General features: G+C 36.2%; 13 protein-coding genes. 12 read left to right on the top strand and 1 reads right to left on the bottom strand.

All coding sequences use genetic code 11. The annotated features are described in order from the left end of the window. Positions 1-279: 279 nt before the first annotated feature. The 12 genes from BW716_RS31635 to BW716_RS31575 all read left to right on the top strand — a co-directional run bounded on the left by BW716_RS31635 (position 280) and on the right by BW716_RS31575 (position 22,745). Positions 280-2,658, top strand: coding sequence for a glycoside hydrolase family 2 protein (locus BW716_RS31635; RefSeq protein ID WP_083730058.1), 2,379 nt, complete (start codon positions 280-282; stop codon positions 2,656-2,658). A gap of 863 nt (positions 2,659-3,521) precedes the next feature. Next, the gene (locus BW716_RS31625; protein ID WP_083730056.1) at positions 3,522-3,914 is read left to right on the top strand and encodes a hypothetical protein; all 393 of its coding nucleotides are present in this window, start codon (positions 3,522-3,524) and stop codon (positions 3,912-3,914) included. 13 nt (positions 3,915-3,927) lie between these two features. Further along, on the top strand, positions 3,928-5,025 hold the full coding sequence (locus BW716_RS31620; RefSeq protein WP_083730055.1) for a hypothetical protein: 1,098 nt from the start codon (positions 3,928-3,930) through the stop codon (positions 5,023-5,025). Positions 5,026-5,085: 60 nt separating this feature from the next. Continuing rightward, entirely contained in the window at positions 5,086-8,136 is a 3,051-nt protein-coding gene (locus BW716_RS31615; RefSeq protein WP_083730054.1) for a caspase family protein, read from the top strand. A gap of 18 nt (positions 8,137-8,154) precedes the next feature. Next, positions 8,155-10,077: a CHAT domain-containing protein gene (locus BW716_RS31610; RefSeq protein ID WP_083730053.1), complete on the top strand. Its 1,923-nt coding sequence runs from the start codon at positions 8,155-8,157 to the stop codon at positions 10,075-10,077. A gap of 9 nt (positions 10,078-10,086) precedes the next feature. Continuing rightward, the gene (locus BW716_RS31605; protein ID WP_083730052.1) at positions 10,087-14,358 is read left to right on the top strand and encodes a hypothetical protein; all 4,272 of its coding nucleotides are present in this window, start codon (positions 10,087-10,089) and stop codon (positions 14,356-14,358) included. A gap of 892 nt (positions 14,359-15,250) precedes the next feature. Continuing rightward, complete coding sequence (locus BW716_RS31600; RefSeq protein WP_083730051.1) at positions 15,251-15,883, top strand: alpha-ketoglutarate-dependent dioxygenase AlkB; 633 nt, start codon at positions 15,251-15,253, stop codon at positions 15,881-15,883. Continuing rightward, complete coding sequence (locus tag BW716_RS31595) at positions 15,880-16,899, top strand: DUF1848 domain-containing protein (RefSeq protein ID WP_083730050.1); 1,020 nt, start codon at positions 15,880-15,882, stop codon at positions 16,897-16,899. The genes BW716_RS31600 and BW716_RS31595 overlap by 4 nt, the downstream gene beginning before the upstream one ends. A 2-nt stretch (positions 16,900-16,901) precedes the next feature. After that, the gene (locus BW716_RS31590; RefSeq protein ID WP_083730049.1) at positions 16,902-17,936 is read left to right on the top strand and encodes a 3'-5' exonuclease; all 1,035 of its coding nucleotides are present in this window, start codon (positions 16,902-16,904) and stop codon (positions 17,934-17,936) included. Then, positions 17,936-19,708: a hypothetical protein gene (locus BW716_RS31585; RefSeq protein ID WP_083730048.1), complete on the top strand. Its 1,773-nt coding sequence runs from the start codon at positions 17,936-17,938 to the stop codon at positions 19,706-19,708. The genes BW716_RS31590 and BW716_RS31585 overlap by 1 nt, the downstream gene beginning before the upstream one ends. Next, a complete protein-coding gene (locus tag BW716_RS31580) occupies positions 19,705-21,171 on the top strand; it encodes a hypothetical protein (RefSeq protein WP_083730047.1) in 1,467 nt (488 codons plus the stop codon). Before BW716_RS31585 ends, BW716_RS31580 begins: the two co-directional genes overlap by 4 nt. Positions 21,172-21,671: 500 nt before the next feature. Further along, complete coding sequence (locus BW716_RS31575) at positions 21,672-22,745, top strand: hypothetical protein (RefSeq protein WP_083730046.1); 1,074 nt, start codon at positions 21,672-21,674, stop codon at positions 22,743-22,745. Positions 22,746-22,761: 16 nt separating this feature from the next. Here the strand turns inward: BW716_RS31575 and BW716_RS37210 are convergent. After that, positions 22,762-23,840 (bottom strand): hypothetical protein (locus tag BW716_RS37210; protein WP_220388876.1); only part of this gene is annotated, 1,079 nt, incomplete at its 5' end.

Genomic DNA, 23,840 nt, shown 5'->3' with positions numbered 1-23,840 from the left:
AGCTAAATGGGTAATTCTAAAAATCTATTTGCTATTATGATTGCACTAATCACCAAATGGTAATATCAGCTCTTTATTATTTTTTATGTTAGCTTTTCGAGACTTGGGCAATTAATATAGTATGTGGTGTTAGCTAAGGTAGTAATTGGGAACAATTGCTTAAATTTATTTCATTAACCTCGGGTTAACAATTTTCCTTTTATACTATCCTAACTTAGCCAGCCGAAAAAGTGAAATTCATCATTAATTAATTCAAGATCCCAAACTGATACACAGTTTATGAGAAGCTTACTTTCAATTGTTTTATTTAGTTCGCTGTTTGCATACCAGGCAAATGCACAGGATACGTGGAAGATCCAGCCGGTCAACATTCAAACCCGGTGGGCTAAAGAGGTTTCACCCACAAATGCATTAAAGGAATATCCTCGTCCCCAGATGGTCAGAGACCAATGGGAAAACCTGAATGGCCTCTGGAATTATGCCATTACAGATAAGAATGCCAATGTCCCTGCGAGTTGGGATGGTAAGATATTAGTCCCTTATCCATTAGAATCCGCTTTGTCAGGCGTGAAGAAGGCATTGCAACCAGATCAGTTTCTCTGGTATAAGAGATCGATTGCAAAGCCAGCAGGAGAGAAAGTGCTGCTGCACTTTGGGGCGGTAGATTTTCAGGCTACTGTGTATGTAAATGGAAAGGAAGTAGGTACACATAGTGGCGGTTATGAGGCGTTTACCCTGGATATTACCAGTGCACTGAAAGCAGGTGAGAATGAATTGGTCGTAAAAGTATATGATCCAACAGAGCAGGGCATAGGACCTCATGGCAAGCAGGTCCTGCATCCAGCAAATATATATTACACTGCATCCTCCGGTATCTGGCAGACGGTATGGTTAGAGGCTGTACCTAAGACAAGTATTGAAGGATTAGTATTGACGCCGGATATTGATAAAGGCGTATTACAGGTGAAAGTAAATGCACCGGCAGGTAGTTCAGTAGAAGTAGTGGCAATGGATGGTGATAAAATGGTGAGTAAAGTAAAAGGGCAGGCAGGTAATCTGTTAACCTTACCTGTAAAGGATGCTAAACTCTGGTCCCCGGCATCACCATTTTTGTATGACCTTGCTGTAAAGCTGGTGAAAGGTGGCAAGACAATAGATGAAGTGAAGAGCTACTTTGGTATGCGGAAAATATCTATTGCAAAGGATGAGAAAGGTATAGACAGGATATTCTTAAATAATCATCCTTACTTTAACCTGGCTACCCTGGATCAGGGATTCTGGCCTGATGGGTTATATACTGCCCCTACTGATGATGCACTCAAATTTGATATTGAGGCGATCAAGGCGATGGGCTTCAATACTATTCGCAAACATATTAAAATCGAGCCTGCCAGGTGGTATTATTACACTGATAAGCTTGGTATGTTAGTATGGCAGGATTTTGTGAATCCCAACCAGGGATTACCAGAAGGTTCTAAACCTCAGTTTGAAAAGGAGACCAAAGAAATCCTGGATCAGCTGCATAACTATCCTAGTATAGTGACCTGGGTGCTTTTTAATGAACAATGGGGAAGTTATGACCAGGAACGGTTGACGAAATGGGTGAAACAAGCCGACCCAAGTCGTATTGTGAATGGGCATACTGGTGAGTATATCTTCATTAATGGCAGTGAAACCAAAACAGGGAAAGATGATTGGGTAGCGAGCGATATTACAGATGTGCACTCTTATCCTAATCCAATGAATTCACCAGAACAGACCGGCAAGGCAAGAGTGGTAGGCGAGTTTGGTGGTATTGGTGTATTTATTCCTGATCACCAATGGAATCCGATGAATGCATGGGGGTATATACAGGAGAAGCCAGCTGCGCTGCAAAGTAAATTTACTATCATGGCACAGCACCTGCACTTGTTAGAAGAAGAGGGGTTGAGTGCCTCTGTGTATACACAGCCATTTGATGTGGAAGGAGAGCAGAATGGTTTGATCACTTATGACAGAGAAGTTGTAAAAATACCTTTTGAAGCTTTACGAAAAATTCATGCACCATTGAATCCTGATATGGGTGCCATCCCCCAGGTGGTGGCAAAGAATGCAGATCTGACAGATCCTACAATGGTGTATAGCGAAATGTTGGATGCTTATATCAATGGTAAAAGAGATAAGGGATTTTTGTTGAAAATGACGATGGCGGCTAACCAGGTGGGTGATGCACCTGGTGCTGAAATGGCGGGTGCTGCTTATATTGCTACATTGAAAGAACCATTGAGTGATGAGGATATCAGGGTAGTAGGGCAGTTTGCAAAGAGTTCAAAAGATGCAGGGTTTGCTTTTATGACCAAAAATCCGGAGGCGTTTAAGAAGGTGTTGGGGGAACGTCAGTATCATGTGAATATGATGAACATGATTTATAAAGGGACGATGGAGCCGATGATGAAAGCGCATAAGGATTGGGGTGAGATTGAGAGTGCGATGAAACGGTATGGTGCACCAGGTGATGAGATGTATTTGAGAGCAAAGACGGTGGCGTCTTTGAATTCAAAAGATTGGGCGACTTATGTGCCGGCGGCGACGGATTATTTGAGTAAGTATGGGAGTTATATAAGGGCGGAGGAGAAGAGTATGTTTCAGAATGCGCTGGATCAGGCGAAGAAGAATTAAGGAGATTGTTAGTTGTAGATTGATTAATAATGGCAGGCTCATTTTTTTGAGCCTGCTTTTTATTTCCTTAATAATTTGTGATTTCAGGAATTGTAAAATTAAGTATATTAGTCCTATTCCTTAACCTATAAATGGGCATATTGCATTGGTCATGGTTCGTTTTTGTATTGCTATTGGTTTTCTCTATTTCGTCGTTATTACCTCCAATTTTAACTACATATGCTAGTATTCCGTATGGTATACCATTTACGTTGATGAATTGCAATGCGCTTTATAGGGAAAGAGTGCTTGTCGTCATGTCACCAGTCGGGCTTACTATGTTGTTTACCAAAAAGAATAATCGTGCAAAATTAAACCTGTATGATGAATCTTTCCGTCATATACTTAATTGTACAATAAAGTCGCAGGGAGCAATATCATTTAATGCTCAAATGCCTTATGCTGAATTTGCAGGAAGAATTAAAAATGCAGCGTTTTAGAACCAATTTCGGGTAAAAATACAAACTACTTGGTATTTTTTGAATGGAAAAATTTGTTGAGCTTTACTTGTTCGAATGATAAAATAAAAGTAGCTGGATTGCAATTGGTGGTTCAAGGTAACATAGAATTTTAAAAAATAGATGGCCCCATATTTGAGAATTGCACTTTCACGTGGATATCCAGGTATCTAAATGAGCAAACGACATTATCAACTGAAATAATTTATTAGATTTTTATAAGGGCTTTATAATTTCACAATAGCGAGGAAACACATTAAAGAATAAAGAATCCCCGTATAACCAGGATGTATTCCCAAACATATGATATTATCCCCAAAGTGAATTGTTCTGCCTAATTCTCTTTAATTATTTAAGATTTCTCACATGACACATGAAGTACCAGTGTCGGCATCTGATATGCCGGTGCTATTAACTGTTCTCGTATCTACTGGTGGAGACGCAACCACTACTGTTAGATTGGTATTACCTGATAGTTCAAAATTGTTGGCAACCTCACCAGAACCCGACGGTATCATTACTGATAAGGAAATTGGTAATGGTAATTCATTGCTTAATCAAACTTTGAAAATTAAAACAATCGTAGAATTAGATTTAATTCCAGATGGACTTAGACAAAGTATGATCGATAACCTTGTCGTGAAATACACATTTACGCAGGGCGATAATACTACGTCATTTGAATACGAAGATGCTGAAAAGCGAGCTTCTTCTGATAAGAAACTAGTGATTGTAATCAAGAATGTTAAACTGGTTTAAAGATAATTGAGCTATGAAGATAAAATTCATTTTATACATCCTTTTATTGGTGATTGTTGTTCGTGCGAATGCACAAGAAAATTCCATCGAGCTGCAGGATTTGAAAATGCCTGTGTCTCCCGGTTTTTCCCTGCTGGATATTTCTCCAACAAATATAGAACGCCCCTCCAACCCCAAATCCCTCGGATTGAATATACTGAATGCAATTGGACAGGGAAGTTCTCTTCCAAAAGATTTCGCATTAGAAGCTTCACCCTATTGGTTATTGAAACATTACAATGAGAACATCTATAAATTCCTGGGTGTATCGAGAAAATCTACTGGTTCTGATTTGTCAACCGGTTTTTTCAGAAAGATGACAGTGTCTGTAGCTACCTATTTTAATGACTCATCAAAAAATTATTTGCCTAATACAAATTATACCGCTATAGGTGTGAGAACTAACTTATTGACATATTGGGGCAATAAAAGAGGAGATCAGATAAGAGGCGAGTTAAATAAAAGAGCAGGAGACCGGGCGAAAGTTATGGAATTGTTCCCAGATATAGACGATACGGATGAAATACAAGTAAAAATTGATAGTATAAGGAAAGCTCGGGCTACAAAAGAGGCAGTAGCGATAGCTGAATTGAAACCTGTCATCTCTTTAGATGCCGCCTATGCTTATTCCGATATGTTCCAGGATAATAATTACGACAACCAACGGTTTAACAGGAGTGCATTTTGGGTGAACGGAACTTTGAATATCGGGGTTGGAAAGGAGGATAACGATTATCTATTCGCCATCGCCAACCTTCGGGTTACCCAGGATAATATATTGACCGATACTGCAATGAATAAGTTTAAGAGAGATGGGGCTACTGACTATGGGATGAGAATTGGCTATGAGCATGGTGATTTTAGTCTCTCATTCGAACATATATCAAGGCATTATAGAGATAATAAAGATCTGAATTCGGAACGTAATGTAGGTGTCCTGCAATATAAGGTGAATGAAAGTTTATACTTATATGGATCTTTTGGGAAAAACTTTGGAGAGGTGAATAACCTCTTTACATTGATTGGCCTGAACTGGAGCTGGGGGAAGCAATCTCTTAATGTTGATAATTAAGAAAAATTTGATCATACATAATTGTGCACAATTCATATTTAACTCCTGAAATTTAATACAATGACAAACAACCTATCTGCCGGAAATAACGGGAAATTGTATGCATTAATAGTCGGTATTACAGATTATGCCAGTCATATTCCCCTAGATGGGAATAGAGTTGCATTTCCTAAACTAAGCGGGTGTATAAGTGACGCGGAAAAAATGATGCGCTACCTGGAGAAGGATAGTTATTATGATGTGGATATTAAATTCCTGGCTAACCAGGCGGCTTCCAAGCAAGGGATTGTTGATGCATTTCAGGAACATTTTTCGCAGGCGACGGAAAATGATGTGGTGCTGTTTTATTTTTCAGGACATGGTGCACAGGAGTATGTTGATAATTTGGTTTTTCCTTCAGAGACTGATGGGAAATCTGAATCAATTGCCTGTTATTATGATGAATCTAACAAGGATAATTTTCTGCTTTCAGATAAGGAAATTCGTTGGTTGATTAATGAAGTAGGTGTGAAAAGCCCACACATTATCACCATTTTCGATTGCTGCCACTCTTCAGGAGTTACGCGTGCCAGTATGGTAGCGGAAGCATTTGGACATGCTGTTACTAAAGGAGGATTGTATGTTTTTAAACAACGTCCATGGGATAATTATTTATTCAGGCATTTCAGTCAAGCAGAATTCCTGGAATATGGGGAATCCAAATTATTACCAGAGACAGCACATATCGAAATGTGTGCTTGTGAATCCAATGAACCTGCATTAGAAGTAAACGGTGAAGGAGTTTTCACACAGGCGTTGTTAAAAGTGCTGGATAGCTCCAATGGACAGGTATCTTATCAAACTATTTATGACAGGGTGAGGCAATTGTTGAGAGGTATATATGAACAAAAACCTTTTGTGACTAGCGTCAATGGGGCTCAGAATTCAATGCAGACAGGTTTTTTAAGGAAACCTGTTTTTACAGGTGGAGAGTCTGGAGAAGTGATATATAATGCCCAATTAGGGTGGGTATTGAATGTAGGAGCGATTCATGGTTTGTCTGCGGCAGATTCTGATATTCAGCTTGTTCTATATGATGAAGCTAATCCTGGGCAGAAATATAATGCGAAAGTGGCCCTGGTCAATACTGATTCATCTATCCTTTCAATTGGAGATTCAATATTGGATACTGATAAGGTCTATAAAGCGGAGCTGAAGGGATTGTTATCCGTTAAGTTATCAGTACATGTTGCACCAAATGCAGCCTTATTGCAGGATCAGCAGGTATTGATGAATAAGGTTATAACAGATGCAGTTGATTTTGTAAGTTTTGTAGATGATGAAAATGTCAGTGACTATGTAATAAGGTTTAATAATGATTATTATTATATAACTAAGCCTCATGATCCTTACAGGCCTTTGGGCCAGTTTATACACATTGGCCCTGGAGATAAATGGGCAGATGATATCATTCGTCAATTTAAACATATTTCATGCTGGCATTTTATTAAAGCAATAAAAAATCAGCACGAGGCTACGCTATTGCCGGAGAACGTGTTGAGCATCGGAGGAGTCGTGGGATTAACAGAAAATGAGCTTACTGCTGTCAAAAGTCAGGATAAAATAACTGTTAAATTGACCAATCAGGATGGTAAGTGGAGTAACAAGGTGAAAATCGAACTATCCAATACATCGGAGGCAGATCTCTATGTAAGTGTTGTATACCTGGCATCTGATTTTATGGCCTTTACTGGATTTTTACCTATTGCTGTATACCATTTGGAGCCTGGTGAAAAGGTAAGATTAGGTATTGGAGGCAAGAAAGAGTTAGAAGTGGCGATGCCGGAAATGATGAGATGGTATAATGTGGAAAAGCTGGAAGATCATTTGAAGTTCATCGTGAGCACAGATCAATTTGATGTAAGTCGTTTCTCATTGAATAGTTTACCAGAGCCGCCCGCACCTATGGCGCAGGATGTGTTGATGGATCCTAAAATGAGGGGCGTTAACAGGCAGGCTGCTATACAATTTAGATCCGCATTTGAAGTGACTGTACCACAACCTGCTGTAAAAGGATGGAGGGTATATGACGTGGAAGTGGATATTGTAAATCCTCTTTTCAATACAATTAACCAGGAAAACCTGGAACGTATGCTTGCTGATGATGTGACCGGGGAGTTTGCAGTAGGTCTATACTATAACATTGGGTTTGATGAGAACGGTGCAACTTCCTATACGCTGAAGCCAGAAATAACTGTCACCGCACAGGAGAAAGCTGTAAGGGGATTAATTAGCGATATAGGATTGGATCTTGCCAACTGGTATGCAAGGAGAAAGCGAAATAGATATTATCAAAGCGTCACTAAAAGAGATCCCAATAGATTAAGGATTGTGTCTGAAGGAGATTCCTGGTTCCAGCATCCATTGGTTAGGGATATCATTGATCATTTGTCTAAAGTATATGCTATATATTGCACGGCTGCTGCAGGTGATACACTCAGTAACTATTTAAGCCAGGATAAGAAGCAAGGTGAATACTTTTTAGACGCGTTAGTAGAATATTCTCCTGGTTACTTCCTGATTAGTGGAGGCGGGAATGACATTTTAGGTGCGCAGTTCAGACAATTTCTTATAGATGTAGTAAATGATGAAACCAAAGCAGATAAACGTCCTGGAAAATATCTTAAGGATTCTTTCCAGAATAAGCTGGATGGATTGATGGAAATTTATAAGGCCCTGTTTATGCTTTTGAAAACCACTCAACCAGCGCTGCAGGTAATTGTACATGGTTATGATTACCCGATTAAATTAAACGATCCTAAGCATGGCTGGTTAGGCCGTTATATGATCGAGAAAGGGATAGCAGATCCGGAAGATAGAAGATTGACGATACGGTATATAATGGATGAGTTCAACAGGAAGTTAATAGATGTGTGTAAAGAGTTTGAAAATGTGCATTATCTCGATGTTAGAAATATTGTATTGTACAATGAAGCTGATAAGATAGATCAGTGGTATGATGAGATTCACCCGAATGGAGAAGGATTTCAACAGATTGCAATGCGGTTTATACAGTTGATTAGTAAGCTGGAAGAAGAAAAAAAGGTGGTTAAGGCAGAACTTGTTCAATAATTATTTAAAACCTACACTATGGCTGTAAGGGTAGTTTTAGCCTTTGCAAATGATGATAAAAGACCTTTAGATTTCCTGAGATATGAAAGTGAAACTGTCTATCAATGCCTGAAAAGGATGGATAGACAGTTTGTAACTGCTAACATGTTGAGAGAGGTGTCTGCAAATGATCTGAGGACTGAGTTCGCATATGACAGCCCATTAAATGTATTTCATTTTTCAGGGCATGCGGGTAGTCTTAATCTATTGCTGGCGGACGGACAGGAGGTCAATGGGAATGGTATTGCAAAGATGCTGTCAAAAGTGAAGGGGTTGGATTTGGTATTTCTGAATGGTTGTGCCACTTACGATTTGGTGGATGCTTTTCATAAAGCTGGAGCGAAAATAGTGATAGCCAGTAGTCGGGAGGTTTTTGATGAGGACGCGGCAGAGTTTTCAGTTGCGTTTTATTTATGTCTGAGTCAATTATCTGACGTAGGAACAGCTTTTGATGAGGCTTGTGCCTGGTTACAGACTCGTCAAAAGGACATAAAAGGAATGGAGCGGCATATTGCTACCACAGTACCAGGTAAAGAGACAGATGGTAGATTTCCGTTTAAAATATTTTATAAGCCTATTGTAAATGGAGGTGGGGAAATAGATGAAGATAAAGCTAAGTACAAATCGTATGAGGGCTGGAAAATTCGAAACCAGGTTACTCCCTCTTCTTCATATTCCCCTTATTTAAAAATAATAGAAGTAATAGGTAGTAAAGGAAATGATATAGCAGACTATATTCTGGATAAAATGCCTGCAGCAACTTCCGAAGTGGCTGATTTCGGAGATCTGCAAAACATCTATAATATATTTATTGGTAAGCCCCGTACTATCAACAATGCCGAAGAATTGCATGAGAAAATAGTCATGTTGGTACCTCGTCCGTTAGAAAAGATTATGGGTAGAATGTTTACCAACGCCTTATCCATTAAAAATGGGAATAGTGAAGTTTTCGAAGACTATTGGGAAGATTTACTTGATTTTTATGATATACTGGTGAAGTTTACTTGTTATATCATGGTTTCCGACCTGTTTGAAAGAAAGTATAGGTTGGGGGCCAAATTTGTAATTGACTCGCATATAAAAGACCAGGTGCAGCAATTGTTGGAGTTACCGAAAGACCAGGTCGAGAATTTTAATTATAGAAGTCTGATCAGGGCAATTCCGAAATTAATAAGAGATAATGGCCAGCCTACCTTCGTGGAGGAATATATGACGGGTAATTTTATCATTGATGTTGATGATCTGAATTTGTCCCATAATATAATCAGGCTTGAAAAAATCCGGCGCCGGCACGGAACCGGGAATATACAAGATCATTGCAGGATAGTAGAAAAGGAACTTTGCAATATTCTTAACGAGGTCTGTTTTATTCTGCGATATAATTTACTGGTGGTGAGAAATATTGAAGCGGTAAGGTTTCGTTTTGATTCCAGGCAGATATTCAGACATAGTATACTTGAATTAAGACAGCGACAATTGAGAACTGGTAAGGAATGGGATGAGAATAATGATTACTCACAAAATTACAGTGTGATATTGGCAAAAGGGTTGGATTCTATAATGAATTATTTAAGCTTGTCACCGCTAATTATCGATAAATGTTTGATTACAAATGATGAGAATTCCCAATTGTATTATTACTCTCATTCAGAAGGAGATAAAATTGTTTATATGGGAGGTGATGATAAGGAGGATACAATAGAAATTGAATTTCAACTCAAAAAAATAGTGGATTTATCCACGGGAGTAAAAATCATAATTGAAAAAACTGTCATCCCATTTATCGAACATATCGATAACCACGACCTTATAGATCGACAGACTTTTGACAAGGAAAAAGCGATGAATCGGCTCACCTTAATTTACGAGCAATTTGACCATTTAAGGACAACTATAAAATGACAATAGCATATGAGCTCAATTATTGTCGGATATGATGCACCCAGGAAGGAGACGGATTTGCAATTGGATAATCCTTTCCGGTTTCTTCGTTCATTTAAAAAAGAAGACAGGGATGCGTTTTCAGGAAGGAATGAAGATGTTTTGAATTTATATAGTCTTGTAAGGGGTCGAAATATTCAATTGATATTTGGTGAATCAGGCGTTGGGAAAACAAGTCTTGTGCTTTGTGGACTGGCTAATCATTTTAAGAAATCTGATTGGTATGATGTGTTGATCCTCAGGAAGAATAATATCATGCTGTCGATCAGACAGGAGTTAAGCAACCGGTTATTAAATAATGATATAAAGGATCCTGGGAATAATATCTCCATCCAAAAGGTACACAGTTCAAGAGAAGGAGAGTTGATAGATCTTTTATATAAGAAATATTATAAACCAGTATACCTGATTTTTGATCAGATTGAAGAGCTATTCCTATTTGGTGAAGATGATGAAAAAGCCAGCTTTTTTGCCTTAATGAAAGAGATTCTTACCTTAAGAAGCAAGTATTGTAAAATCATTTTGATTATCAGGCAAGAATTTCATGCGAAATTAAAAGAGTTTGAAAGCAAGGTCGTACCCATTTTTAGTGCTGGATACGAAGTGAAGCGGGTAGAACATGAGAGGGCACATGAAATCATTGTTTATGAATTAGAACGACAGAAAGATAATATTAATTGCTATCCTGATGTTGATACTATTGCAAAAGAAATAGCTGGTATTGTTGGGCGGGAGGGGAACATTAATTTATTACAATTGCAGGTATTTCTTTTTTATCTCTGGAATAGGGCTATGAAGAATCTGAATAGTGGTGAAAGGATAGCCGTGTTTACTGAGCACTTGGTAAAAGAGGTGGGTAAATTGGAAGATCCGCTGAAGGAATATTTGAAGGAAACAGTAGAAGAGATTACAGATGGGAAAGGAAGTGTGATGTGGGAGTTCCTGAGCCAGTTTGTATCTGAGCAATGCACGAAAATACCTATAAATGCCAGTAAACTGAAAGGACGATTGGATTGGCTGGAAGTGTTGACAGAGAAGCAGGTGCTTAGAAAGATGGATAGGGCGGGGAATTATGAGTTGTCACATGACAGGCTGGCACCCATTATCTGGGAGTTCCGTCCGACGCCTGAGCGTCCGCGCCTAATGACCCCTACGATTGTTGGTAACCCTTATAAGGGATTGGAGTCTTACGATAATAATGGAACAGATATTTTACGTTTTTTTGGAAGAACGGCTATTGTCAATGACCTGGTTAGCAGGATCATGAATAAAAAATCTGTCGCTATTGTTGGTGCATCAGGTACTGGTAAATCTTCTTTAATTAAAGCTGGTATATTGCCCAGAATGGAAGAGGCAGGATATCGTGTAATACCTGGAAAACCAGGTGAATATCCCGAAATATTTCAAAAAGCAGTACTAAAATATTTACGGAAAAATCGCGGTTGCAAGAAGTTTGTAATTTATGTCGATCAGTTTGAGGAGCTTAGTACTAAATGCAAATTACCATTAGTAAGAGCCGAATTCATTAAATTCCTGGAAGACAAGGTGAAAGATGAAAACATGGATATCCGGGTTATATTGAGTATAAGGTCAGATTATGAGTATGAGTTTGACAGGAGTATGAAGAATTGGAGAGACAGTAAGGTTATACTGCCTAAGGTGGGAAAGGAGGAAATTCGTGAGATTATTACAGAGCCAGTTTACCAGGCGGGCCTGGAATATCAGCCAGCTTACCTGGTGAATATAATTCTGGAAGAAGGGGAACGATTGGGGAATTCCCTGCCATTATTATCCTATACATTGATGGAGATGTATGAGGAATATGTCAATTCTAAAAGAGGAGATGGTTATCTGACAGAAGCAGATTACATTAAAATAGGTGGTGTAGAGGATGGATTGCGGTCGAGAGCAGAAGCTATATTCCAGGAAGCAGATGTGCATACCAGGAAGACAATCAGAAATGTTGTGTTAAGAATGGTATCTACAGGTCTGGGAGAAAAAGCTGGAAGAAAGGTCTCAGCGAAAGAGTTGATATACGAGCAGGCAGAGGAAAATGTTCGTGTGAGAAATGTATTGGATAAGTTCCTGAAAAAGCGGTTGCTAAAGATGACTGAAGGTGATCATGGTCGTATTTGGTACGAGCCAGCCCATGATTCTCTCATTAAAGCCTGGGATAGGATTGACCAGTGGATTGATGATCATGGGTCGGATTTGAACTATTTACATGAAAGTTTGAGGAATGCGTTGCGTCGTTATAGAGATGATGATCAGGCGACCTGGGATGGAAGTCAGCAATTAGAACCGGCTAGAAGGGTACTGGAGTCAGAAAATAACTGGTTTAATAAAGAAGAAAGTCAGTTTGTCAGGAAGTCCTTATTAATAAAAAAAGAAAGAAAAGAGAGAAAGAAGAGAGAGGCGGAGGAAAAAGAACGATTAGAAGCAGAGGCCCGGCGACTATTAGAAGAAAGCCTGGAAAGGAAGACGGAGCTGGCCAAATATTTGAAATTGAGAGAGAAATCGATTCAGCGATCAAGAAAGACGATGGCGTTTGTATTGTTTGTGATAACTGGTTTTGCGCTGGTTACGGGGTGGTTATATGTTCAGGCAAGCAAAAGTAAACGAAGAGCTGTGCGTGAAATGGAAAATGCAAAGATTGATAAGAAGACAGCGGATAGTGCTAAGATGATCTTATTTATGCAGAATAAATTAGTAGAGGATGCCCGTGAAAAGCTTGCAGAAGCGATGGATGTGAAAGATAGTGCACTAGGTTCTGTGATTCAATTAAATAAAACGTTAGTAGTAAAAAATAAATTGCTTTCAGAAAGTTTAATTAAAACCCGACGTGCTGATAGCACAGCAAAGGTAGCAGAAATTGGGAGAGCGAATGCTATGACGTCGGCCAGGCGGCTATCGTTAGCTCAAAGCTACGAGTCTTCCAACCCGGCATTGGCATATCGGATATTGCAAAGGGCGAAACGCCTTGATCCTACAAATGAAGAAGTCAGTAGTTACATCCAATCATTTGGCAATAAAGTTGGGTATTATGAGCGAATGGAGATTGATTCAACTCAATATGCCAGTTTTTCAGGAAATGGGGCTTATATCCTAACCATTAAGGACAAGCATTTTGTAAATGTTTATGATACGGCTGGGAATAATAAAGGTAGATTTTATGAGGACAATGAAATATTGAACGCCGCCTTTTCTCCAGATGGGAGTCATGTGTTAGCTGTGACTAAATTTGAAGTTAAAATTTATGAAATATCTGGTCATGAGTTATCCTGGCACCCGTCTGTGCCAGTGCCAATACAAAGTGCGCTTTACGATGATCATGGAGATTATGTAGTCGCTATTACCAGGAGAAAAATGTTAGTACTACCTACACCGGGTAGTACGATTGACAGGTTTGAATATGATATTATCAGCGAAAATGTATTGGATGTGGTGGCTGCAAATGGAGAGATTATGATAAAGACGGATGAAGGGGTAAATGTATATCGGCCTGGTACGTCTGCTCCGGTATTTACTGTGAATAAAAATGACGGAGAGCCATTTCTATTGCCTGATGGAGATGGGATCATTGCTTATAAAGGTGGATTTCTGAAATATTTTGAATCTCCTTTTACAATGAGTCCCAGGTATATAAAGGTGCAAAATATAGGAATTTCTAACCCACTTGATATGGTGTATACAACTATTGGGAATATAACGGGTACGAAAGATGGTTCAAAGATATTTTTTACGCTAACAGCGGATGGTGCTCAACTACAAGTGCAGCAGCAAACTAAAAATGGAGTGACGCCTGACCAATCTTCCAATTTGCGACCCAGAATATTTGAGTTGCAGTTAAGTGATGGAATAACAAATGAAATTGGTTTTAGGAGAAATAATTATGAATTGAATCAGTTTATTTGCTCTCCGGATGGTAAATTTTTATTGAATGGTGAGGCAGGTTATTTAGGAATATATACTTTACAACCGTTTAAACAGGTTTATATATTTGGCGCGAATAGTTTTGCTAAGATGTATGATTATTCTTCTCAAGTTTATTATATGGATATGTATTCTTCCTGGTCATTTAACCCTAAGAATGCAAATATTATATTAACCAGTCAGTTGGATTTACAATATATGTTTGGGAGAACAAAGGTTTGGGTGTTGGGACGGCCTGTGGAACTTGCTGGTCAGAAAAGGTTGGCCGATTATGATGAGCGGTATCTGGAAATTTTGGAGCGGAAGTGATAGGTTACAATTGGGTATGATATGCAATATTATGAGTGGTGGTCAACATAACGTTTATGTTGGTCCGTATATTATAAGCATTATTAACGAGATACGGCAGGCTTATTTAGGCCTGCTTTCTTTGTCCCAACTCGGCAGCATTAGTTTTTCCAAACATGATTTAGAGTAAGAAGGGGAATTAAAGTATATGATACAGAAACGAGACTAATTTTCATATGTTCAAGGAACAATTAGAAGAAGCATATCGTAAACTAGGTCTATAAGGGTGAAGTTTGAACCTTTTCATGGAAGTTTTATCTAAAATTAGTTGATTTGTCAGTGAAAAATCTATAAATATGCTATTGGTAAAGAAATCTTTTTGATGTCTTATTATTTCTGGAGTAATAAACGAGGGCAAAATAATTCCATTTATTTCGCGAAGGTGAAATCCGACATTTTGCCCTTGTGTTTTATGGAAGTCATATCTTTATATAATACATAAAGAAAGAAATTCCGATTAAAGAAGTCTAATATAGAGCTTGGTCTACACCCCGTTATCTATCGAATTATACAGTCAAGCTTCCTTTGATGATTAAGCTAAAAGCTTCTAACTCTCACGATTTGAAGACTGTACGCTGATGGGATGGGAGGAATTCTAATCGAACACCTTATTCTATTTCTAGCATACATTAAAAATTGTAATCTTATAATTGATTATTAATTATTTATTTATTAGGTAAATCTGTATTATTGAACAAAACCATGCTGATAAGTTTGTTGTACAAAGGAGATCGAGATTTGACAACAAGGAGACAACCCTGATTTTGCAAGAAAAGTATATGTTTTTTTAGAGGGTAAAGATTTTTTCTACTAAAAATATTAGCTTTGGGAATGTTGTATTAAATGATTTTTTATGAGTCAGATTGACATATTCGGTAACCCTATTTCTCAAAAATCCGGTAGTCAAAAAGAAGGGTTAACCGTACTTGAAAACGGAGAGTATGTTTGCTATCCGAATTTTTTTTCAAAATCGGAAAGTGATTTACTGTTTAAAAGCCTCCGTAGTAACATTATATGGAAGCAGGAGTCAATGAACATGTATGGAAAGAAAATTTACTTCCCAAGGCTAACGGCTTGGTATGGCAATAACGATAAGCCTTATTCATTTTCAGGAATTACGTTGCAACCACTCCCTTGGACAAGTGAAATTCTTAAAATTAAGAGCAAAATTGAACTGATTACAAAGATTATGTTTAATAGTGTGCTATTAAACCTTTATAGGGATGGGAATGATTCCATTTCATGGCATACTGATGCTGAAAAAGAATTAGGCATAAATCCGATAATAGCCTCCGTGAATTTTGGCGCTACCCGTAAGTTTCAATTAAGGCATATAAAGTCAAAAGAAAAATTGGAAATTGAATTAACACATGGTAGCCTTTTAATCATGCAAGGAGAATTACAACATTTTTGGCAACATCAGGTTCCAAAAACAAGCAAACCAATTGGCGAAAGAATTAACCTAACATTCCGTGTAATTAAATGAAATGGTATAAAGCAGAAATAATAAACGAACAAGGGGAAAAGGTTTTTGCTCAAACACCTGTGATTGTTTCTGCAAGCCGTTCGACGGACATTCCCACATTTTATGCTGATTGGTTTGTTGAAAGATGGAAAGCTGGTTATGTGAAATGGAAAAATCCTTTCAATGGTACAGAACTTTATGTTTCTTTTAAAGAAACCCGTGCAGTGGTATTTTGGACTAAGAACCCGAAACCAATGTTTAAGCATCTTGATTTTCTTGATGAACGCGTTAAGAATTATTATTTCCAATTCACTCTTAATGATTATGACAAAGAAGGATTTGAAGGCAAAGTACCAAGAGTAGAAAGCAGGATTGATACGTTTAAAAAGTTGTCCAATAGGATAGGTAAAGATAGAGTTGTTTGGAGGTTTGACCCATTAATGCTTACAAAGGAATTGGATGTAAATGAATTATTAAGGCGGCTTGAAAAAATCGGTGATCAACTACATCCCTTTACAAATAAATTAGTGTTCAGCTTTGCTGATATATCAATTTACAAAAAGGTACAAAATAACCTAAGAAATGATAATATTGATTATATCGAATTTGCCTCAGACACAATGATTGAATTTGCAAAAGGTTTGAATAAACTAAATGAAAACTGGAATTTGGAATTGGCTACTTGTGCAGAGAAATTTGATTTGAATAAATACGGAATAATGCAAAATAAATGTGTTGATGATGATTTAATGATAAAACTTTTTCTTCATGACAAGGAGCTGATGAAATTTTTAGGTATTGAGTTCGTTAAACCAACTCTTTTTGAGCCATTTGTAGGCATCGATAAAGCCAGAAGAATGAAAGATAAAGGCCAACGAGATGCTTGTGGTTGCATTGTGAGTAAAGATATTGGGGAATATAATACTTGCCCACATGAATGTGTTTATTGCTACGCAAATACATCAAAAGAAATTGCTATTCAAAATTATAAATCACACATTACCAACCCTACTGCAGAAACTATAACTGGAAAATAACTATGGCTTATTTTTTCAAACTACCTGCAATAACCGAGTTAACAATAGGACAACAGGCCGCTCTTAACGAACCAAATGCAATAGCTATTTCTGGTGGCCCAGGTACAGGGAAAAGTGTTGTTTCATTATGGCGACATATCAGGAATTATGGTACGGGAAGCAAAAGGAGCTTATTATTAACCTATACAAAAACGTTGGAAACTTACTTGGCAGCTTCCGCAAGATCAGAAAATGGTTATGCAGGAGATGCTGTTGATAGAACATATTGGTGGACAACTCATCATGTTGCGAGATATGATGAGATAATAGTTGATGAAGCACAAGATGTTGAATGTGAAAAATATACGATTATTAAATTATCTTCATGTATTGTTTCTTATGGAGCAGATGACCAGCAAATAGTTTATAGAAACAAGGCTACAACTCAACAACAATTAACTGCTATATTTCCAAACAATCGAAGCTATGTGCTCGACGAAAACTTTAGGAACTCTTATGAGATAATGCATTTCGTCAGATCTTTATTTCCGAATAAAGTAGTTCCGCAAAGCACACTGAATAATTTAATACAAGCAGGTAGACGAGGCAACAAACCAATATTGCTTGTGTCAAACAATATAGAAGCAAAGCAAATAAAAGCAATTCTGGATATTATCAATCAGTTCAAGTCTGCAACACACAATATCGCTGTATTAGTACCACTACAGAATCATGTAACTACATTCGCAAACCTTATAAGAAGCTCCGGAATCCAATGCTCCAGTTTTTCAACAGATAAGGGAAGCCTTGGGGAAATAGATAATGTCCATGTGACAACTTTTAAATCTTCTAAAGGCACAGAGTTTGATACGGTAATTATTCCTGATTTTGAGAAAATGCTCATTAACATCGCTCAATTAACCGTAATTGATGAAAATGACTATTACGTTGCCATTACTAGAGCTAAAAGAAATCTGTACTTAATAAGTTCTTTTATGCCAAGTTTCCTTGAACGTTCAGAACAACAGAAATTAACCTACAGTAAAGAAATACTTTAATGGAAAATTCATATTACTTACCAATAAATTCAGGCAGTCTTGCTCATTATTTCAGTAAGGCTATTATTTTGCCGGCAAAATATTTTACAAACAAGCCGGACGATATTCAAAATAAATTTTCTGATTCACTGCTACTTTCAGAAGGTAAATGGGAGAAAAATTCCGATTGTTCACTCGAAGTTGTGCTAACAGATACAGAGATTAAGGATCTGTCTAAAATATCAGAGCATTTCTTTTTATATAATACACCCATTCCAATTTCAAGAGTCAAATCTGTTTACTTTTTAAATGCAAATCAAAAGGAAACAACAATATGGAATATTAATAATGGTGCAGCATTTATTCCTGAAAGGATTGTGAGCATTGAAAATAGCAAAGATATTGAGTTGCTTTCAGATGATGAAATTGATTCTAAAAGTGATTATAAATCAGCTTCTGAATTGTCTGAAAAAATCAAAAGATTTGATATTATACTTGGAGGTTTTGCATTTATGAGGTTAGGAGGAAGATCATTTATGAATTATTCAGAAAATTATTTTTCTACTTTATCCTATTTCAATAAGTTAATCGAAGAGCAAACACTGAAAGCAGTAAAAGATAAAGGTTTTAAGTTTAGTAGCAAATACACCGGCCTCTTTTCAAAACATGAAAGTGAATGGTCTAAGTGGCAGCCACACATTTATAACAACTTAGATTCTAAAAAAATAGAAGAATTGGCAGATAAAGAAGGTATAAAGGTTGAAAAAAAATTAGGACTTTTAAAAATAGATTCAATTGACCCTAATTCACATTTGTATGAGCTTGCGATTTTAGCAACCTATGGTGATAGAAAAAATAAAAGTGCTGATGATCTTGTAATTGACCTAACAAATGGAACAATATTTCAAGAGAAAGTCGAAGATGTTTCAATACTCTTTGGTTTACATAATGGTTATTCAAAACTTAGAAATAAATATGAAGGACAAAGGAAAGATAATAATGTTAAGTTTACTCTCGAAAGTAAATTAGATTATTACATTATTGAAAGTATTTATCAGTTCGTTTTTAATAGTTCTAAATTGAATTATGCATTTGACCACATTGATCTGTGGTGTTCTTCAAGCGGGTTAAATGATAATATGAAAGACTATGAAACCTATAGAATATTGGACACAGTAGTCATCGCAAAAAAAAAGCAAACTCCGTTGGAGCTTTTTTTGGAAAATTATTCGGCGGAAATTTATTTAACAATCGTTAAGTCAATTAATCAGTGGCTACCGCCATTTGCAAAGAGTAATGAGAAAGATGCTATCCTGTTTTTTGAAAAGAAATTGCGGAATGCTTTAGAAGTGTCCATTGAGGCCCTTCAAAAGAAACTAGAAATCGAATATGATGCGAATTGTAATTCAAAGAAACAGGAAATTATTGAACCATACCAAAAGGAGATTGATAAATTGCGTACAGAAATTTTCAATCTAAAAGAAGGGAATTTGAAGCTAAAAAATCAAGAAAATTTATTTTCTGACACTAAACAATTGAATGAGCAGCTACGAAAAAAAAATGATTCCATAAATGATGTTGTTCAGGAAAATAATAATTCGTTAAGTTTGATTCAGGAACCATCTGTAATAGAATTTGCCGATAATTATACTTCATTTTCTATTACGGATTTAAAGAAAATAGCAAAGCAAAAGGGGATTTCTGAAAATGTTCTTAAGGGGTTTAAAAAGGAGAACAAGCATGAGCTTATTACGTTGATTAAACAAACTTCAGAACAACCAAAGTTCCTATGATTGTAATTGAAGATTTACTCAGCGCATCCCGTAATGTATTATCATTGCAAAATTATCTTTCAGATAATTTTGAGCAGGTTTATGATTTTTTTACTAACCAAAAGCATTCTGACTTAGTAACATCAAGGGATAAACTAAATAGGTACATTCGGTTAAACCAGAATGTAATACTGCAGCTCAATATAAAGGATAAAACAAACCTTGCTTTTATTTCCTTATTACTGGATATTAGTGAAGAACTTGGACTAATAGGTTCTTTCTGTTTCTTATATGACCATCTAAAAGGTAGAGAGTATAATATAGGCGAAAGACTAAGAGCTGCTTCCCTCTACCTAGTTGGTGTAAAAACGGCTGATGATTATGTAAATAGGTACGAAACGATTTACGATCATTTGCGACTTTCATCGGAAACGGAGGAAGATAATACTGATAGAGTTTTAATGACAATGGTGAATTACTATGCACAGGTGGTTCATGACGTTGGTGAGTTCAATATTGAGAAGGTATTGGAATTAAAGGCTAAAATCGAAGTGAGCCTTTCTGATTTTGAATTTTCTTTCCTGCATAACAAATTAATTGAAGATGTACTAGATGTTGTTCTTGACAATTACAGTGATGCTTATGTAAGCATACATGCACTTCTTGATTCATTTCTTGGTCGTGATATTGTTAAACCAGTTTATAGGAAGGGATTTTTACTGGAGACAGGAACTGAGTACTGTGAGTTATTAGCTGGAGTAGAAAATAGTTTTAACGCTGTTAGACAAATTTCAGTGAGCAAATATCAATTGATAAGATCTGATTCTATTTTTTATTCTTTAGGTAGAGGTGTAGCAATATTAACTGATGAGAATCAATTGTATGCTTACATGAATAGCTACGGTAATATGCACTATGAAAAACTGATTGAAGCATTTAAAACACTACCTAAAGCATTATTTGAAAAGGAAACCAATATGATCGATTGGGGTTGCGGTCAGGCAATGGCTTCAATGGCATATTTTGATTATTTAAACCAAATTGGCGCCAAGCAGGAAATAAAGAATCTTAAATTGATTGAACCTTCTGAAATAGCATTAAAGAGAGCCTCATTGCATATAAGAAACTTTAGTCCGACAACAGACATATATACAATTAATAAAGATTTGGATGTCCTTAAAAATGAAGATTTCATAAAAAATAAGATCCACATACACATTCATTTATTTTCAAACATTCTGGATATTGAGGATTTTTCACTTACTGCTTTATTAAAAGTGATTGAATCTAATTTCTCGGGTGAGAATTTTTTTATCTGCGTAAGCCCTTACATAAATGATACCCGGACAAGTCGATTAAATACTTTTGTTAAATTCTTCTCAAAAAAGAAGATCTTTGAGATGATTAATTCGATTGATAACAAAACTGGGCAATGGAAAGGCAACTGGACAAGAGTAGTTAGGGTTTTTAACGTTCGAATATAAATTGTAGAATGAAAAAAAACTGCTACCTGCTGTTTTCTGAAAATATTATAGTTCTGTGTTTACATTTAGTTATAAACCAATAGAAATAAATGTTGGTAATTTTCAAGTATCTTAAGCCCAAATGGAAATATTAAATTTAATGAATGATTTGGCATAAGATACATGCTGAAAATCTGATAGTGCAGTATCCCCAATTGGATATGATTTAAAGTTATAATCGGTCTCATTTGGTAACTTCTGGTATTGATTTTTTGATGATAAAAGTCCTCGGTTACGGCTGGATTACCAATTTTTGATTCAATTTTAAGCCCAATTGCATTAGAAAATTTTTACCGTAATAACCTCCGTTGTTGGGTAATTGCATTAATTGTTAATCTTTTTCAATTATTTATATGTTATTATTCTTTTTGTGCCCCATACGCATTTAGACTGCGTATCAATGCTGTTATTTTGGAGAATAAACTTAAATAAGCTTTTTTCTCTAATAAACAGATATCTATATGCTACTTAAGAAAATAGATTTTACAGCACCTTCAAATAAATCTAAGCTGGATATCTCTCTAAATACCAATAATCAAACATGGGAGGAGTATTATGCTTCTTATGCTTATGTAATTTATCAAACAATGTTAGCTGGATTTGAGATGTCTCAACCTTATAATCCCCATGGTAAGGCTATTTTGTTTTTAATGAGACATGCGCTTGAATTACAATTAAAGAGTGAGCTTGCAAAGAGGGGAGAGATTATTCCAACTACTTCTAATATTCCTGAGATCATTGTTGCGCTGGGAGGGATAAATTCATTGCCTGAAGAGATACATCGATTGGTTCAGATTATAGACTTGGATCAGAATGGTTATTGTTATCGCTATTATTTTGATTCATGTAAAAAATCAACCTATTTTAAGTTTGGGAAGGTAGTTGAAACTGCTGAGTACTTTGCCATTCATGAAAAAATGGTAAACTCAAATATCTTCAATTCGAAGCCTATTTGCCCAGATTTGAAAATTCACGAAGATTGGGATCTTAATTTTCAGGTGGGATATGAATTTCAATATTGGCACCTTCGTTTTCAATATGATTTAATAATTGAAATTTTGTTAGAAGGTGTTTTAAATGGCACTGTTGACCTTCAGCAATCCTATATTCCACTTTTATTTTTGATAAGGCATGCACTTGAGTTGTCTTTAAAAGCATTTGTCTCAGATTTAGAACAATTTACGGGAACAGAGTGTGTTGAGAGCCTTTGTTCTGAGTATAGATTATCTGTGCTATATAGAGAGTTTGAAGCTTTTGCCGAGACTTTAAATCTTGATAAAATGGATGTGGAAATGCAGGAAGAATTGAAAATATTACTTTGTCAATTCAATCTGCATCGTACAAATATCGAAGCATTAGATTTTTATAATGAGAATTTTAGATTCCCAGAAAGTTATAATACCTTACACATGGTAAAATTTAGTGAAATTCCATTGGCTGAATTGATAGAGCTATATTACCATTCTAATAAGATCTTATCTTTCAGCATAGATGTATTAGTCAATGAAGGAATTCTGACTTCCAAATCATTATAGTTTGCTACCTCAGTATTTAATTATCTTTTTTAACTTTACCAAATGTTTCCAATTCAATGAATTTTGATTTAAAGAATTCAGATGGAATTTTTCTGGCTAGTAGCTTATGGAAGTTTTCATCGTGAGTGGATAAAACAATTTGTCTTCCATAATTTACGACAATGCTTCTGAGCAGGTCGATTGTAGAAAGAATGTTTATGCTGTCAAGACTTTGGATAGGATCATCAATGAAAATACAGTTATAGGTATTTGAATTTAAGGCAGATGCCAGGAAGATGCTAAGGCTCAGAATGTTTATTTGAGCAGTACTAAAATATAGATTTGGTACTAAACGCTTGTTAGGATTCTCATCAACTACGAAAATGTCTAAACTCGGATCATCTTCGTCCAGGTTAACTTTAAAGTCTACATTTTTAAATATTGGATGAGGATCAATTTTATTGTAAATTGAATTAATCAGATCAATATAGAAGAACTGTTCAACCTTCTTTTCAAGCTGGTCCTTTATGTTTTTTATTTCCTCTTCCAATTCAATCCTTACTTTTATTTCGAGAAAATTGATTTCTTTTTCGTCCGTTTCATTTTCTTCCTGGAATTTAGCAATACGTAAGAATGGAATCAGGTTCTCTGTATAGGCTTCCAGTTTTTCATATTGTTCCCAAACACGTCCCCTACGTCTAATTTCATCCTGAAAAGCCGTAAGTCTTGTTTCCAGAATGGCTAATAAATCTTGTTTAATTGTAGGTATATTGGATATACCTAAGTTTAAATTTAGGAATATTTCATACTTTTTTATTTCCCTCTCAATTTGGTCAAGTTGTTCTGTGGTTGCAGCTAAATCTTTTTCTAGTTCCTCTCTTGATATCAACTCAAGTTGGAATGATAATTCATGGATGTTTTTAAGAATGTTGTCAAGTGTCGTATTATGGCCTTCTATAATAATACTATATTTTGAAATTATATCATTAACGACTTGTTCTGAAATCTTGCTTGTTGGTGCTTCGTTAAAGAACCAAGCTAAAATTGTATTGTAATTTTTGTCATTCTTTAAAAGGTTTATAGCCTCTTCTGTGAGTTTTATATTGAAGTTGTTTA

Origin of the sequence: [Flexibacter] sp. ATCC 35208, assembly GCF_001975825.1 — a bacterium.
Lineage (GTDB): Bacteria > Bacteroidota > Bacteroidia > Chitinophagales > Chitinophagaceae > Chitinophaga.
Note: the sequence above shows the minus strand (reverse complement) of the source record. Positions and strands in the feature narration are given on the sequence as shown.

Bases quoted from the DNA above. Each gene is read 5' to 3' on its own strand.
- BW716_RS31635 (WP_083730058.1), top strand. From the start codon at position 280: ATGAGAAGCTTACTTTCAATTGTTTTATTTAGTTCGCTGTTTGCATAC.
- BW716_RS31625 (WP_083730056.1), top strand. From the start codon at position 3,522: ATGACACATGAAGTACCAGTGTCGGCATCTGATATGCCGGTGCTATTA.
- BW716_RS31620 (WP_083730055.1), top strand. From the start codon at position 3,928: ATGAAGATAAAATTCATTTTATACATCCTTTTATTGGTGATTGTTGTT.
- BW716_RS31615 (WP_083730054.1), top strand. From the start codon at position 5,086: ATGACAAACAACCTATCTGCCGGAAATAACGGGAAATTGTATGCATTA.
- BW716_RS31610 (WP_083730053.1), top strand. From the start codon at position 8,155: ATGGCTGTAAGGGTAGTTTTAGCCTTTGCAAATGATGATAAAAGACCT.
- BW716_RS31605 (WP_083730052.1), top strand. From the start codon at position 10,087: ATGAGCTCAATTATTGTCGGATATGATGCACCCAGGAAGGAGACGGAT.
- BW716_RS31600 (WP_083730051.1), top strand. From the start codon at position 15,251: ATGAGTCAGATTGACATATTCGGTAACCCTATTTCTCAAAAATCCGGT.
- BW716_RS31595 (WP_083730050.1), top strand. From the start codon at position 15,880: ATGAAATGGTATAAAGCAGAAATAATAAACGAACAAGGGGAAAAGGTT.
- BW716_RS31590 (WP_083730049.1), top strand. From the start codon at position 16,902: ATGGCTTATTTTTTCAAACTACCTGCAATAACCGAGTTAACAATAGGA.
- BW716_RS31585 (WP_083730048.1), top strand. From the start codon at position 17,936: ATGGAAAATTCATATTACTTACCAATAAATTCAGGCAGTCTTGCTCAT.
- BW716_RS31580 (WP_083730047.1), top strand. From the start codon at position 19,705: ATGATTGTAATTGAAGATTTACTCAGCGCATCCCGTAATGTATTATCA.
- BW716_RS31575 (WP_083730046.1), top strand. From the start codon at position 21,672: ATGCTACTTAAGAAAATAGATTTTACAGCACCTTCAAATAAATCTAAG.